General features: G+C 72.1%; 11 protein-coding genes. 10 read left to right on the top strand and 1 reads right to left on the bottom strand.

Going from position 1 to position 14,048, the window contains the following annotated elements:
- Positions 1-4: 4 nt before the first annotated feature.
- Positions 5-1,762: an ABC transporter ATP-binding protein gene (locus STRTUCAR8_RS01835; protein WP_006373665.1), complete on the top strand. Its 1,758-nt coding sequence runs from the start codon at positions 5-7 to the stop codon at positions 1,760-1,762.
- A gap of 22 nt (positions 1,763-1,784) precedes the next feature.
- On the opposite strand, the gene STRTUCAR8_RS01830 is transcribed toward STRTUCAR8_RS01835, so the two are convergent.
- Positions 1,785-2,630 (bottom strand): (2Fe-2S)-binding protein, encoded by an 846-nt coding sequence (locus STRTUCAR8_RS01830; RefSeq protein ID WP_006373671.1) that lies wholly within the window; start codon positions 2,628-2,630, stop codon positions 1,785-1,787.
- Between the two features lie 188 nt (positions 2,631-2,818).
- Between STRTUCAR8_RS01830 and STRTUCAR8_RS01825 the strand changes: the two genes are divergently transcribed.
- From STRTUCAR8_RS01825 to STRTUCAR8_RS01785, 9 genes are all read left to right on the top strand, one after another.
- On the top strand, positions 2,819-3,844 hold the full coding sequence (locus STRTUCAR8_RS01825; RefSeq protein WP_006373689.1) for a FecCD family ABC transporter permease: 1,026 nt from the start codon (positions 2,819-2,821) through the stop codon (positions 3,842-3,844).
- Positions 3,841-4,890 (top strand): FecCD family ABC transporter permease, encoded by a 1,050-nt coding sequence (locus tag STRTUCAR8_RS01820; RefSeq protein WP_006373676.1) that lies wholly within the window; start codon positions 3,841-3,843, stop codon positions 4,888-4,890. The genes STRTUCAR8_RS01825 and STRTUCAR8_RS01820 overlap by 4 nt, the downstream gene beginning before the upstream one ends.
- Positions 4,887-5,714, top strand: a complete 828-nt coding sequence (locus STRTUCAR8_RS01815) for an ABC transporter ATP-binding protein (RefSeq protein WP_006373680.1) — start codon at positions 4,887-4,889, stop codon at positions 5,712-5,714. The genes STRTUCAR8_RS01820 and STRTUCAR8_RS01815 overlap by 4 nt, the downstream gene beginning before the upstream one ends.
- Positions 5,715-5,757: 43 nt before the next feature.
- The gene (locus STRTUCAR8_RS01810; RefSeq protein WP_006373666.1) at positions 5,758-6,810 is read left to right on the top strand and encodes an ABC transporter substrate-binding protein; all 1,053 of its coding nucleotides are present in this window, start codon (positions 5,758-5,760) and stop codon (positions 6,808-6,810) included.
- A gap of 108 nt (positions 6,811-6,918) precedes the next feature.
- Positions 6,919-8,106, top strand: a complete 1,188-nt coding sequence (locus tag STRTUCAR8_RS01805) for an ATP-grasp domain-containing protein (RefSeq protein WP_006373697.1) — start codon at positions 6,919-6,921, stop codon at positions 8,104-8,106.
- Positions 8,103-9,875, top strand: coding sequence for an IucA/IucC family protein (locus STRTUCAR8_RS01800; RefSeq protein WP_006373685.1), 1,773 nt, complete (start codon positions 8,103-8,105; stop codon positions 9,873-9,875). Before STRTUCAR8_RS01805 ends, STRTUCAR8_RS01800 begins: the two co-directional genes overlap by 4 nt.
- The gene (locus STRTUCAR8_RS01795; RefSeq protein ID WP_006373693.1) at positions 9,872-11,083 is read left to right on the top strand and encodes an MFS transporter; all 1,212 of its coding nucleotides are present in this window, start codon (positions 9,872-9,874) and stop codon (positions 11,081-11,083) included. Before STRTUCAR8_RS01800 ends, STRTUCAR8_RS01795 begins: the two co-directional genes overlap by 4 nt.
- Positions 11,083-12,816 (top strand): IucA/IucC family protein, encoded by a 1,734-nt coding sequence (locus STRTUCAR8_RS01790; RefSeq protein WP_006373672.1) that lies wholly within the window; start codon positions 11,083-11,085, stop codon positions 12,814-12,816. Before STRTUCAR8_RS01795 ends, STRTUCAR8_RS01790 begins: the two co-directional genes overlap by 1 nt.
- Positions 12,813-14,024: a type III PLP-dependent enzyme gene (locus tag STRTUCAR8_RS01785; RefSeq protein ID WP_006373687.1), complete on the top strand. Its 1,212-nt coding sequence runs from the start codon at positions 12,813-12,815 to the stop codon at positions 14,022-14,024. Before STRTUCAR8_RS01790 ends, STRTUCAR8_RS01785 begins: the two co-directional genes overlap by 4 nt.
- Positions 14,025-14,048 lie beyond the last annotated feature (24 nt).

Here is a 14,048-nt window from a genome sequence, read left to right as displayed (position 1 = left end):
CGCCGTGAGCATCGCAGAGCCGAACGCCGGTCCGCCCGCCTGGCGGCTGCTCCTCGGATACGTACGGCCGCACCGGTGGACCCTGTTCGCGGGCGCCCTGCTGTCGCTGGCCACCGGTGCCGCCGGGCTGGCGCTGCCGCTGGTGGCGCGGGGGCTCATCGACGACCTGTCCCACGACCGGACGATCACCGGGGCACTGGTGCTGATGTCGGCGCTGGTCGTCGCCAACGCGGCGCTGGGCGCGCTGGGTTCGTACGTCCTGCGGCGTACCGCCGAGTCGGTGGTGCTGGGGGCCCGGCGGGCGCTGTCCTCCTATCTGCTGCGGCTGCGGATACCGGCCGTGGACCGGACCGAGCCGGGCGATCTGATGGCCCGGGTCACCTCGGACACGACCCTGCTGCGCGAGGTCACCACCGACTCGCTCGTCGGTCTCGGCACCGGCGGTCTCACCCTGGTGGCGACGGTCGTGATGATGGGCCTGGTCGACCCGGTGCTGCTGGGCGTCACCCTCGCCGTGATCGCGGGGGCGGGGACCGTCCTGGGGGTGATCGTGCCGCGTATCAACAAGGCGAGCCGGCGGGCGCAGGACGCGGTCGGTGTCATGGGCGCCTCGCTGGAACGGGTGCTGGGCGCGCTGCGCACGATCAAGGCGTCCGGCGCCGAGCACCGCGAGGAGCAGCGGCTGCACGCGGCGGCCGAGGAGTCGTGGAAGCAGAGCGTCCGGGCCGCCAAGTGGGCGGCCGCGGCGGGCAACACGGCCGGCCTCGCGATGCAGATCGCCTTCATCACGGTGCTCGCGGTGGGCGGCGCGCGGGTGGCGACCGGGGCGGTCGAGGTCGGCACGCTGGTCGCGTTCCTCCTCTACGTCTTCTATCTGATGTCGCCGATCCAGCAGGTCGTCGGCGCGATCACGCAGTACCAGACGGGCGCCGCGGCCCTCACCCGTATCCAGGAGGCTCTCGCCCTGCCCTCCGAACCGTCGTCGGCCCGCCCCACTCGCCTCCCGGCCGGGGACGCCGAACCGGCTGCACTCGCCTTCGACGACGTCCGCTTCCGCTACGACGACGATCTCCCGTACGTCCATCACGGCGTGACGTTCGCCGTGCCGCCCCGGGGTATGACGGCCTTCGTCGGCCCCTCCGGCGCCGGCAAGACCACCGTGTTCTCTCTCATCGAACGGTTCTACGATCCCGAGTCCGGCGTCATCACCCTCGACGGCCGGGACGCCGGCGACTGGGAACTGGCCGAACTCCGGTCCGCCATCGGCTATGTCGAGCAGGACGCACCCGTGCTGTCGGGCTCGCTGCGCGACAACCTGCTGCTGGGAAACCCGGAGGCGGACGAGGAGGCGGTCACGCGGGTGGTGAAGACGACCCGGCTCGACGGTCTGGTGGACCGGCTGCCGCGCGGCCTCGACACCCTCGTCGGGCATCGGGGCACCAAGCTGTCGGGCGGCGAGCGTCAGCGGGTGGCCATCGCCCGCGCACTGCTGCGCCGCCCCCGGCTGCTCCTGCTCGACGAGGCGACCTCACAGCTGGACGCGGTGAACGAGGCGGCGCTGCGCGACACGGTCGCGGATGTCGCCCGTACGACGACTGTTCTCGTCGTCGCCCACCGGCTGTCGACGGTGACGATGGCGGACCGGATCGTGGTGATGGACGCGGGGCGCGTCCGCGCGGTCGGCACCCACCGCGAACTCGTCGCCGGGGATCCGCTGTACGCCGAGCTGGCGGCGACGCAGTTCCTGGCGACCACCGGCTGAGCACGCACAGTTCGTGAAACGCTCAACTCTCCAGCCTGCGCAGCCGTTCCGTGTCGCAGGTGCGCGGGCAGGTGGAACAGGCGTCGTCCGGGCGGATCGTGTAGTAGAGGCAGCAGCCGGAACGGGTGCGGGTCGGGTGGCGGCGCCCCGACGAGTCGGTGAGGTGGCGGAAGTCGGCGCCACCGGGGTACGGGGAGACGGCGGAGGGCAGCAGTTCGGTGGCCGCACGGACGGCGTCGTCCTCCCGGCCGAGCACCCTGCCCAGGTACCAGATCCCGGAGACCAGGTCGTCCGAGACAAGGCCCCACAGGGCGCGTGATCCCCGGCGGGCTATCGGGCCGAGCGCGGTGAGCAGCGGGGCCATGTGGTCGGCGACGGCCGAGCGCAACTCGGTACGGAGCGCCTCCTCGTGCGGGAGCACGGTGACTCCGGGGAGGTTCGCGGCGGGGTCTCCCGGGAGGCAGGACAGGGAGGAACCCGGTGTGATCTTGTACACGCCGGTGGAGAGGTCCAACCGGATGTCCTCGGGCCTGATGCGCGGCACGCGGCGCTCCAGGTACCAGACGCCACTCATCAGCAGGCCGACCGACCAGGCGTAGTCGTGCAGGGCGCGGGAGGCGGCGACGTGGGGGCGGGCCTTGTGCCCGTAGCGCTCCTGGATCCGCGCGGCCTCGGCCTCGACGAAGGAGTTCAGACTTTCCTGACTCGTCGTCAAATCAAGTCCGGTGAGCCCTACTTGATGGCCCGCCAGGGCGGGTTGCGTCACCTGCGCGGTGAGTGCGTCGCAGAGGTCGGCGAGGCGTCGGTAGGCGCCGCCGAGCACACGCGCGGCTGCGGCGGCCGGCGGGGTCTCCAGGGCGACGGTCATCGGTACTCCTGCGCGGCGAGGTTCGGATGGGGTTAGATAGGCAAGCCTTACCTTATCGACAAGATCGCAAGGTGGGTGACCGAAACACCCCCGCACCGACGATCAAGGCCACGAACAGGGACTATGGACGCCACAGCAGCTCCACAGCCGGTTGAAAAGTAAAGTATGCCTAACCTAAGCTCCGGCTCGTGACTGCGACCCGACCGGGTGCACCGACCGGTGCACCCTTCCGTGCCCTGAGGCACATCCCGATCCTTCTCACCGGCCTCGGAGCCCTGGCCCTGTGCGCGGCGCTGAGCCTCGCCCTCGGTGCGCGCTCGGTGCCCCTGTCGACGGTGACCGACGCGCTGTTCGGCCACGCCCAGGGGAGAGACGCGCTCGTGGTGACCGGGCTGCGGCTGCCGCGTACCGTCATCGGGCTCGCGGTCGGGGCGGCACTCGGGGTCGCCGGAGCGGTCGCCCAGGGCATCACCCGCAACCCGCTCGCCTCACCGACCACCCTCGGAATCAACGCGGGTGCCGGTTTCGCCGTGGTCGTCGCCATCTTCGCGCTGAAGCTGAGCGACCCGATCGAGTACGTGTGGTTCGCCTTCGCGGGCGCGGCGGGCGCAGCTCTCCTCGCCCAGGCGCTGGCCCGCCGGGCGGGCGACATCGACCCGGTTCGGCTCGCACTCGGCGGCACCGTCCTCCAACTCGTCCTCCTCTCCTGGACGTCGGCGGTCATGCTCCTGAACCAGCGCACCCTGGACGAGGCCCGCTTCTGGCTGGCGGGCTCGCTCTCCGGGCGCACCCTCGACACCCTCTGGCCGGTACTGCCCACGCTGTTGCTGGGCCTGCTGGTGGCGCTCGCGGTCTCGCCCGCCCTCAACGCCCTTGCCCTGGGCGACGATTCGGCGCAGGCGCTGGGCGTCCCGGTGGCCAGGATCCGTCTGGCGGGCGGTATCGCCGTCGTCCTGCTCGCCGGTTCGGCGGTGGCCGTCGCGGGCCCGATCGCGTTCATCGGCCTGGCGGCACCCCATCTCGTACGCCCTCTGCTGGGCGGCGACCACCGTCTCCTGGTTCCCGGGTGTCTGATCGCCGGGCCCCTGCTCCTGCTCTCGGCCGACGTACTGGGCCGGCTGGTCATCCGTCCCTCGGAACTGGAGGTCGGCATCGTGACCGCGTTCCTGGGCGCGCCCCTCCTGGCACTGCTGGCAAGGAAGGTGACCCGATGAACGCCGCCACGGCTGTCGCCCGTACGGCGCCGGGATCCCGCGTCCGGCCGAGTCGCCGTGTGCTGCTGTACGCCGGCTGCGGCATCGTCGCCGTCCTCGTGCTGCTCACCGTTGCCCTGACGACAGGTGAGATGGGGATTCCGGCTGGTACCGCGCTACGGGCGCTGGTCGGACTCGGGGACTCCGGGGACGTGCTGGTGGTCCAGCAGTTCCGGGCACCGCGGGCCTTCGCCGCCCTCGTCGCGGGGGCCGGGCTCGGTGTCGCCGGGTGTGTGCTGCAGCGGCTGTTCCGCAATCCGCTGGCCTCGCCCGACGTCATGGGCGTGACCGGCGGCGCGTCGCTCGGCGCGGTCTCGCTCATCGCGGCCGGCGCCTCACAGACCCTGATCCCCGTGGGCGCGCTGGCCGGCGGGCTGCTCTCCGCCCTGCTGCTCGGCGTGTTCGCCTGGCGCTCGGGGGTCGCGGTGACCCGGCTGGTGCTGACCGGGCTCGCCGTGCAGGCGGGGCTCGCCGCCGCCGTGAACCTGCTGATCGTGCGCTTCCCGGCCGAGCTGGCCGGCTCCGCGCTCCAGTGGACCACCGGTTCGGTGTACGGGCGGACGTGGACGGAGGTGTGGGGAGCGGGCGGCGCCATGGTGGCCGCGCTCGCCGTCACCCTCGTACTGCACCGGAGGCTCGCCGTGCTGGACCTCGGGGACGACTCGGCGGGCTCTCTCGGACTGGGCACCTCCGCCGCCCGGCTCCAACTCCTTTTCTTCGCCGTCGCGTTGGCGTCTCTGGCCGCGGCCCTTGCCGGCCCGGTGACGTTCGTCGCCCTCGCCGTCCCACACATCGTCCGCTTCCTCACCGGCCCGCCGACCGCCGTCTCCCTGGCGCTTGCCGGTCTCACCGGGGCCGTACTGCTGCTCGCCTCCGACCTGGTGGTCCAGCATCTGCTGCCCGTCGAGGGACTGCCCGTCGGGGCGGTCACCGCCACCCTCGGCGCGCCCTGGCTGCTGGTGCTGATGTTCCGTCAGAGCAAGCCCGTTCACAGGAGTCACGCATGAACGCCCGGCCGGACACCACCAACCAGCTGCGCACCCGGGCTCTCGATCTGCGCTACGGCGACCGCCTCGTCGTCGGCGGGCTCGACCTGACCCTCCCGGGCGGGGCCGTCACCGCCATCGTCGGCCCCAACGCCTGCGGGAAATCAACCCTGTTGAGGGGACTGAGCCGACTGCTGGCACCCGCCGCCGGTACCGTCACCCTCGACGGCTCCGACATCCACCGGATGTCCGCGAAGGCACTGGCCCTGCGGATGGGACTGCTGCCGCAACAGCCGGTCACCCCGGAGGCGATCACCGTCGAGGCGCTCGTCCGGCTCGGCCGGTATCCGCACCAGCGCCTGCTGGCCCCCTGGTCGACGGCCGACCAGCGAGCGGTCGACGAAGCCCTGGACCGCACCGGCACGACCGCGCTGCGCGACCAGCCCGTCGACCGGCTCTCCGGCGGTCAGCGTCAACGCGCCTGGATCGCCCTGGCGTTGGCGCAGGACACCGAGCTGCTCCTGCTCGACGAACCGACCACCTTCCTCGACCTGCGGCACCAGCTCGACGTACTCGACCTGGTCGCCGCACTGCACGCCGAGGCGGGCCGCACCGTGGTGATGGTGCTGCACGACCTCGGACAGGCCGCCCGTTACGCGGACCACATGGTGGTCCTCAAGGACGGCCGTCTCGCCGCCGCCGGCCCACCCGCCGACGTGCTCGACGCGGAGCTCGTCAGGTCCGTGTTCGACGTGGACTGCCGGGTCATACCCGACCCGGAGACCGGCACCCCGCTGGTCATCCCCAAGGGCAGCGCGGTGCGGCACTCCGCCGCGACCGCCTGACCCACCCGTACCGCCGCAATCGACAGAAAGACCAACCCCCCTCATGCGCAACACCCGTTCACTGCCCGGAATGAGCCGTTTCGGCCGCCTTGGGCGTCTCCTGGCTCTGCTTCTCGCCGTCGTACTCGGCTCCGCCGTGCTCGCCGCCTGCGGCAGCGGCGACGCTGACGACAAGGGCGCCGAGGGCACGGACACGGCCGCCAACGCGGCCGCCGACACCGCCGGCTTCCCCCGCACCCTCAAGACCGTCATGGGCGACGTGAAGATCCCCGCCAAGCCGAAGCGGGTCGTCGTGCTCGACACCGGCGAGCTGGACGACGTCACCCTCCTCGGCATCGACCCGGTCGGCGCGGTCGCCCCGCACTTCAAGTCCGAGGGCGGCTTCCCGACGTACCTGAAGGGCGAGTTGAGCGACACGAAGGACGTCGGTCCGCTCCTGGAGCCGAACCTCGAACTGATCGCCTCCCTCAAGCCCGACCTGATTCTCTCCTCGAAGGTCCGCCACGAGGCGGTCTACAGCAAGCTCAGCGCCATCGCGCCGACCGTCTTCACGGAGACCACCGGCGGTGTCTGGAAGCAGAACCTGAAGGTGCACGCCGAGGCCCTGGGCCTGGAGACCGAGGCCGCGGCCAAGCTCAAGGAGTACGAGACGCAGGCCAAGGCGCTCGGTGAGGCCATCAGGGCGAAGGACAAGGGCACCATGCCGACCGCGTCCGTGGTCCGCTTCATCGCCGGTCCGACCCGTCTCTACCAGTCCAACTCCTACAGCGGTGTCGTCCTCGGCGACATCGGCCTGGTCCGCCCGAAGTCGCAGGTCTCCGCCGACCCCGAGGTCACGATGAAGGACGTCAGCCCGGAGCAGATCGACCAGGCCGACGCCGACCTGATCTTCGTCACCGCCGCCGACACCGAGGACAAGACGCAGAAGCAGCAGGTCGTCACCAACCCGGTCTGGAAGAGCCTGCCCGCCGTCAAGAACGGCAAGGTCTTCGAGGTCCCGGACGAGATCTGGATGTCCGGCATCGGCGTCCAGGCCGCCGAGCAGATGCTCGTCGACGTGGCCAGGGCCACCGGTGTGGAACTGCCGAAGAAGTAACTCCCGCCGTACGGGGGCGGGGCGCGCCCTTCTGCACGCGCCCCGCTCCTGGGCCCGCCGACCCGGGCCACAACCCCCCACCCGCTAGCGGAAGTTGTTCCACACGCCATGCGTCTGTACCTGCTCGCCCTCAACCCCACCGACTCCGTCACCGAGGGCTTTCTGCCCTCCGCCTCCCAACTCGGCCTCGATGTCACCGTCCTCACCGACCAGCCCGACGCCCACCGGTCCGTGTACCCGGACGTCGAGATCCTGGAGTGCGACGTCCGTGACTTCCGGGCCGTCGTCACCCGGATCTCCACGCATCACCGGCCCGACGCCGTCTTCAGCAACAGCGACCACCTCCAGACCCAGGCCGCCCTGGCCGCCGACTACTTCCGGCTGCCCGGCAAGGACTGGCGGGCCGCGCTCGCCTGCAAGGACAAGGCCGAGATGCGGCGCCGCCTCGCCGCCGTGGGCGTGGACACCGTGTGGTCCGCCGAGCTGACGGAGACCACTCCCGTCGGGGCTGTCGCCCTGGCCGCGCCGTACCCCTGTGTTCTCAAGCCGCGCGAGGGTGTGGCAAGCGAGGACGTCGTCCTCGTCGACAGCGTCGAGGAGCTGGCGAGCCGCGCAGAGGAGATCTTCGCGCGGCGGCCGGGGACGGTCCTGGTCGTCGAGGAGTACCTGCCCGGGGAGCTGTACACCCTGGAGACGCTCGGCGACGGCAGCCTCCGGCACGTACTGGGCGGTTTCCACACCGAGTTGTCGGCGCCGCCCTACTTCATCGAGGAGCGGCTCGTCCTCGTCCAGGCCCACCCCGAGCCGGTCGTCGCGCAGATACTGGCGCAACTCGACGCGCTGGGCGTCGGGTTCGGCGCCTGTCACACCGAGTTCGTGGTACACGAGGGGCGCGCCCGCATCATCGAGGTCAACTACCGTGCCATCGGCGACCAGGTGGACCTGCTGCTGGCCCGGCTCCTGGAGATCCCGCTCTTCGAGCACATCCTGCGCACCCACCTGGGCGAGCCACTCCCGGCCGACCTGAGCATCCGTCAGGGCGGCGCGGCCCGTCTGGAGTACCCGTGCGCCGACCGCGCGGGCACCCTGACCTCGGCTCCCCCGGCCACCGAACTGCACGTGGACGGCGTACATCTGACATATCGTCCGCTGCGCGCGGTGGGCGAGCGGCACGAGCTGTACCGCACCAACCGCGACTACGTGGGCGTCCTGCGGGCCACCGGCACCGATCAGCCGACGGTCGACCGGGTGTCGGCGGAGTTCCTGGCGGCCCGGCGCTGGGAGGTCCAGCCGTGACCGCCACCCCTTCCCTCCCCCTGACGACCGACGCGGCCGAGGCCGAACTACTCACCCGCGTCCTCAGCGCACTGCTCCGCGAGGACGTGGTCGGTCTGCGCACCCTCGGTACGCTCACGCACCGCCCGGACGGCAGCTGGCTGCGCCTGACGACCGGCGACGGCGACGCCCTGCTGCTGCCGCTCACCGAGGACGGCTTCCAGTGCGTGTACGCCGCCCGGCTGCCGCTGCTCGTGCGCGAGTCGGACGGCGCCGAGCTGACCTCGTACGGCACCGTGCTCGCCGCACTGCGCGAACTGGCCGATCCCGTGGACCGTGACGGCTTCGACGCCTTCACCGAGGAGTGCCGGCAGACCCTGGCCACCCTGCGGCTGCACGACGCCACACGCGACGAGACCGACAAGCGACTGACGGACCGTCATGGAGCCGACCCGGCAGGCTGGACGGGCCTGACGTCCTCCCTGGCGTACGACACCCTCGCCGCCCGTGTCGACCATCCCGTGTATCCGACCGCGCGCGGCCGAGCCGGGCTCACGGAGGAGCAACTGCGGTCGTACGCACCGGAGTTCCACCCCCGTTTCGCGCTGCGCTGGCTCGCCGTACCCCGGGACGCGGTGACCCTCGCGGGTACGCTGCCGAAGGTCTGGCCGACGCCCGCGATGCTCGGCATGGCGGATCTGCGGGACACGCATCTCGCCCTGCCCGTGCACCCGTTGACCGTCGGTGCCCCGCTGGCCGAGGCGCTGCGCGTCACCGGCCTCACGGGACACGCCCGGCTCGCCGACCACGGGTACCTCGAAGTGGTTCCGACGCTGTCGACGCGTACCGTCGCGGTGGCCGCCGACCCCACCCTGCATCTGAAACTCCCCCTCGCCACAGCCACGTTGGGGCTGCGCAACCGGCGCTCCATCAAGCCGGGCACGCTCGTCGACGGCGCCGCCGGGCAGCGGCTTATCGAGCGGGTCGTCGCACGCGAGCCCCGCTTCCGGGACACCGTCCTGCACGCCGACGAGACGACGTACGCACACGCCGGACACGAACTGCTCGCCGTCCTGTGCCGCCGCTACCCGGCCGGCCTCGACGACACGGCCGTCGTCCCGCTGGCCGCGCTGCTCGCCGAGGCACCCGGCGGACGGCTGGTCGTCGACCATCTCGCCGACCGCTTCCACGACGGCGACCCGCTCGCCCTGCTGGACGCCTGCCTCACCCTCCTCTTCGACTGGCAGACCACCCTCTTCGGGCACGGCATCGCCCTGGAGTCGCACCAGCAGAACGTCTCGCTGCTCCTGGGGCCCGAACCCGGCAGGGTGCGGCTGCTGTTCAAGGACAACGACGGCCCGCGCATCAACACCACCCGGCTCGCCGCCGTCCTGCCGGGGCCGTGGGGCTTCGACGACGAGCGGACCTACGGCACCGAGGACGAGCCGGTCGCCGACGTGTTCACCACCATCACCGTCCATCTGTGCGCGGGCGCCTACGCGTTCGGGCTCGCCCGGCACGGCCGCGCTCCGCTGCCCACGCTGCTGAGGCTGGTCCGTGACCGGCTCGGCGAGGCGGTCGACCGGCTCGGCGGCGATCCGGGCGCCGTACTGCGCACCCGGATCCTGGACGCGCCGCAGCTGCCCGTGAAGGCGATGGTCAGCGCCGGAACCCTGCTCAGCAAGGAGCGTTCGGGCGCAGCCGACATCAACAAGCACTACACCACCGGCCCCAACTACCTTCTCCACGCGGGAGAAGAGACCGGATCCCACTCCGGGGACGCCGGATGAGCGCCGAGGCATGGCGCCTGCCGCGACGGCGCTCCTCGTTCGGCCGCAGTCATGTGCACGCGGTGGCCGGCTGCTACTTCGTCGCCTCCTTCGCCGCTCTCGGTCTGCCCCCGTATCTCACCCAGATCCTCCCGGAGCTCGGCGACCGCTCCGCGCGCTGGGCCGGGGTGCTCTACGTGGTCCCGACGGTGTTCGGCGCGCTCGGCGCCCCCTTCTGGGGCAAGCTCGCCGACCGCTTCGGCCGCAAACGCCTGCTGCTGCGCGCCCAGTTGGGCCTCGCCGTCGCCTTTCTGCTCGCCGGCTGGGCCGACTCGCTGGCCACGTTCACGGCCGCGCTGATCCTCCAGGGCATCCTCGGCGGCACCTTCGCCGCGTCCAACGGCTATCTGGGCGCCGCGCTGGAGGGCCCCGCCCTGTCGAGGGCGCTCACCCTGATGCAGGGCAGCGCCCGGGCCGCCCTGGTCGTCGCACCGATCGTCGTCGGCTCACTGTCGGGCTGGCTGTCACCGCACCGCCAGTACGCGCTGCTGGCCGTACTCCCGCTGACCGCCGCCCTGTTCCTCGCCGCGCTCCCCGAACCGAGCGAGGAACAGGCCGCGGAGCCCATACCCGAGACCGCCGCGCCCGCGTCGGCGCCGGTGGTCTCCCTGCGCACCCTGTACGCCCTGGAGTTCGCGTTCGTGTTCTCCACCGTGATCTCCTTCCCCTACCTGATCTCCCTGGTCGAGGACCAACTGCCGGGCACGTCGGCAACGTTGTCCGGTGTTCTCTTCGCTCTCCCCCACCTGGTCTATCTGGTGTCGGCGCTGGCCGTGCACTCGGCGGTCCGGGACCGGCCCAGGTCCGGGATCGTCCTCGGGTTCGCCTGTATCGCGCTCGGTCTGGCCGGCCACGGCGTCGCCGATTCGCTGACCGAGCTGATCGCCGTACGGCTGGTCCTCGGGGTGGGGCTCACGCTCGGCCTGGTGTCCCTGTCCGTGCTGGCCGCCGACTGCGCCAAGGGCCGTGCGCCCGGCGGGATGTTCGGGTCGCTGGAGTTCTTCTCCAAGGCCGGCGCCGTCGTCGCCGGCCTCGCCGCGGCGGCGGGCAGCGCCCGTTTCGGCCCGGCCGCGCCGGTACTGACCGGCGGCGCAGCCGCCGCCGTCACCGTGTTCGCCTCCCTCTTTCTTCTCAACCCCCGCTCGCCCCACGCCCGTTGGAGCCGCTGATGCCCTCGCTGACCGACTCACCCGACGCCACCACCGCCCCCGCCGGCCTCCCCACCGCCGACGACGTGGTGACCCACACCCTCCTCAACTGCCTGCTGCGCGAGGTGTCGGGCCCGGAACGCCAGACCGTCGTCGACGACGGCCACCTGCTGCTCCGCCTGCCCCGCCGCGGCGTTCTCCTCCGGGTCGGCCTGCGCCGTACGTCGCTCCTGGGCGCCCACCGCTTCGCCGGCCCGGTGAGCGAGCAGGCCGGCGACGGCTGGGCGGAGGTGAGCTGGCTGCGCCTCGCCCAGTACACGCGCGACGAGCTGTCCCTGCGGACCGGGGAACGCAACGACGAGTTCCTGGAGCAGATCACCTCCAGCCACCAGGCCGTCTCGGCCGCCCTGGCCGGCGAGCACCCCACCGGACCGGCGGACGGCCATCTCGCCGCCTACCTCGCCTCCGAGCAGTCCCTGCTCTTCGGGCACCGCTTCCACCCCACCCCCAAGGCCCGCACCGGCGACCCGCGCGCCTGGGCGGCGTACGCGCCGGAGACCGGGGCCGTCTTCCCGCTGCGGCATCTCGCCGTGCGCGCCGACCTGATCGCCGAGGAGAACGCCGCCCCCTGGGCCGTCGCCGCGCTGGACGGTCAGCGCACGGACGTCCCCGACGGCTACCGGCTGCTGCCCACACACCCCTGGCAGTACGACACCCTGCGCGAACACCCGCTGCTGCGGGCCGCGTTGGAGAGCGGCGACATCCTGGACCTCGGCCCCGGCGGCCGCCCCTTCGCCGCCACGGCGTCCGTGCGCACCCTGTACGACGGCGAGACGTTCCTCAAGTTCAGCCTGAATGTGCGGATCACCAACTGCCTCCGCAAGAACAGCAGTTACGAACTGTCCGGCGCCGTCGCCCTCACCCGCGCCCTCGACCCGGCCCTGACCGACCTGGCGACACGCTTCCCCGGCAGCGCGGTGCTCCGCGAGCCCGCCTACCGCACGCTCGCCCTGCCCGGGCCCGACGGCACCCCGGACCGTGAACTCTTCGAGGGCTTCGGCGTGATCGTCCGCGAGGGCCTGCCCCGACGCCTCGCACCGGGGGCAACTCCCCTGCTCGCGGCGGCCGTTGCCGACGAGTACCCGTCAAGCGCAGCGCATGTCTCCCGGCTGCTCACCGACACGGCCCCGGAGACAGCCCTCGACTGGTGGACGGCCTATCTCGACCTGCTCGTCCCCCCTGTTCTGGCCGCCTACTTCGACCACGGGCTGGTCCTGGAACCGCACCTCCAGAACGTGCTGATCTGCGTGGACGGCGACGGCCACCCCGTCCAGGTGCTCTTCCGGGACCTGGAGGGCACCAAGCTGGTTCCCGAGCACCACGGGGACACCCTCGCCGCCGTACCGGCCGAGGTCGCCGGCCCGATGACGTACGACGCGCAGCGCGGCTGGGACCGGGTCGTCTACTGCCTGCTCGTCAACCACATCGCCGAACTCCTCGCCGCCCTGGCCGACCTGCACCCGGAAGCCGAGGCCGCTCTGTGGGGGCGGGTGCGCGACACGCTCCGGTCCTACGCGGAGCGTTCCGGCTGCCCGCCCCGGCTCGCCGCACTGCTCGCCGGGGTTCCGCTGCCCGCGAAGGCCAATCTGCTCACCCGTTGGGAACGGAAGGCGGACCGCGAGGCAGGATACGTACGGCTGCCGTCCCCGCTCGCCGAGGACATCCTGCGCGACACCACCCGGAGCACCCGATGACCCTCGCCGTGCGCGACCACGCACTGTCCCTGTCCACCGCCGAACTGCCCGCGTACGTCTACGACTTGGCGGAACTGCGCGCTCACGCGGTGATGGTCCGGGAGTCGCTGCCCGAGCGGGTCGAGCTGTACTACGCGGCCAAGGCCAATCCGGAGCCGGAGATCCTGGCCGCGCTGTCGCCGTTCGTCGACGGTTACGAGGTCTCCTCGGGCGGTGAACTCGCCCATGTAGCGGGCGCGGTGCCGGGCCGGCCGCTGGCGTTCGGCGGCCCCGGCAAGACACCGGACGAGGTGCTGACCGCGCTGAAGCTGGGCGTCGACCGCTTCCACGTCGAGAGTGAGCACGAGCTGCGTATGCTCGCCGAGTTGACGCGGCAGGTCGGGCCCGAGCGCCGGGTGGCGGTGCTGGTGCGCGTCAACATCCCGGTGACCGACGGCTCGTTGGCGGGCAGCTCGCTGACGATGGGCGGCCGGCCTACGCCCTTCGGGCTCGACCCGGCCGGGGCCGCGCCGGTGTTCCGGGCGTTGACCGACGGGACGTATCCGCAGCTCGAACTGCGCGGTGTACACGCCCACTTGGCGAGCGGACTCGACGCCCGGGAGCAGCTGGCGGTGGCCGAGTCGGTGGTCACCTGGGCGGCGGGGCTCGGGGTGTGCATGACCGAGGTGAACGTCGGTGGCGGGATGGCCGTGGACTACGCCGCACCGGGCCGGCGTTTCGACTGGGCGACGTTCGGCAGGGGCCTGGCCTGGCTGACCGAGGCGTACCCGGAACTGACCCTGCGTATCGAACCCGGCCGGGCGCTGACCGCGTACTGCGGCTGGTACGCGACGGAGGTGCTGGATGTGAAGCGGAGCCACGGCGAGGAGTTCGCGGTCGTCCGGGGCGGCACCCACCATCTGCGCACCCCAGCGACTAAGGGCCACGACCAGCCGTGCACGGTGCTGCCGGTGGACGCCTGGCCGCATCCCTGGCCGCGCCCGGCGGCCGAGGAGTCGCGGGTCACGCTGGCCGGCCAGCTGTGCACACCGAAGGACGTACTGGCCCGGCAGGTCCCGGCGCCGGGGCTGCGGGCCGGTGACCGGGTGCTGTTCTCGATGGCGGGCGCCTACGCGTGGAACATCTCCCACCACGACTTCCTGATGCACCCGAGGCCCGGCTTCCACTTCCTGGACGCCGGGCCGGGGAAGGCGACCGGGCCGGAATAGTTCGCGCGTACGACACGCGTGTGG

Origin of the sequence: Streptomyces turgidiscabies Car8 (genome assembly GCF_000331005.1) — a bacterium.
GTDB classification, from domain to species: domain Bacteria; phylum Actinomycetota; class Actinomycetes; order Streptomycetales; family Streptomycetaceae; genus Streptomyces; species Streptomyces turgidiscabies.
Note: the sequence above shows the minus strand (reverse complement) of the source record. Positions and strands in the feature narration are given on the sequence as shown.

What these genes read in the sequence shown, in the direction of transcription:
- STRTUCAR8_RS01795 (WP_006373693.1), top strand. Translation starts at nt 9,872, where the DNA reads ATGAGCGCCGAGGCATGGCGCCTGCCGCGACGGCGCTCCTCGTTCGGC.
- STRTUCAR8_RS01830 (WP_006373671.1), bottom strand. Translation starts at nt 2,630, where the DNA reads ATGACCGTCGCCCTGGAGACCCCGCCGGCCGCCGCAGCCGCGCGTGTG.
- STRTUCAR8_RS01785 (WP_006373687.1), top strand. Translation starts at nt 12,813, where the DNA reads ATGACCCTCGCCGTGCGCGACCACGCACTGTCCCTGTCCACCGCCGAA.
- STRTUCAR8_RS01805 (WP_006373697.1), top strand. Translation starts at nt 6,919, where the DNA reads ATGCGTCTGTACCTGCTCGCCCTCAACCCCACCGACTCCGTCACCGAG.
- STRTUCAR8_RS01820 (WP_006373676.1), top strand. Translation starts at nt 3,841, where the DNA reads ATGAACGCCGCCACGGCTGTCGCCCGTACGGCGCCGGGATCCCGCGTC.
- STRTUCAR8_RS01790 (WP_006373672.1), top strand. Translation starts at nt 11,083, where the DNA reads ATGCCCTCGCTGACCGACTCACCCGACGCCACCACCGCCCCCGCCGGC.
- STRTUCAR8_RS01815 (WP_006373680.1), top strand. Translation starts at nt 4,887, where the DNA reads ATGAACGCCCGGCCGGACACCACCAACCAGCTGCGCACCCGGGCTCTC.
- STRTUCAR8_RS01810 (WP_006373666.1), top strand. Translation starts at nt 5,758, where the DNA reads ATGCGCAACACCCGTTCACTGCCCGGAATGAGCCGTTTCGGCCGCCTT.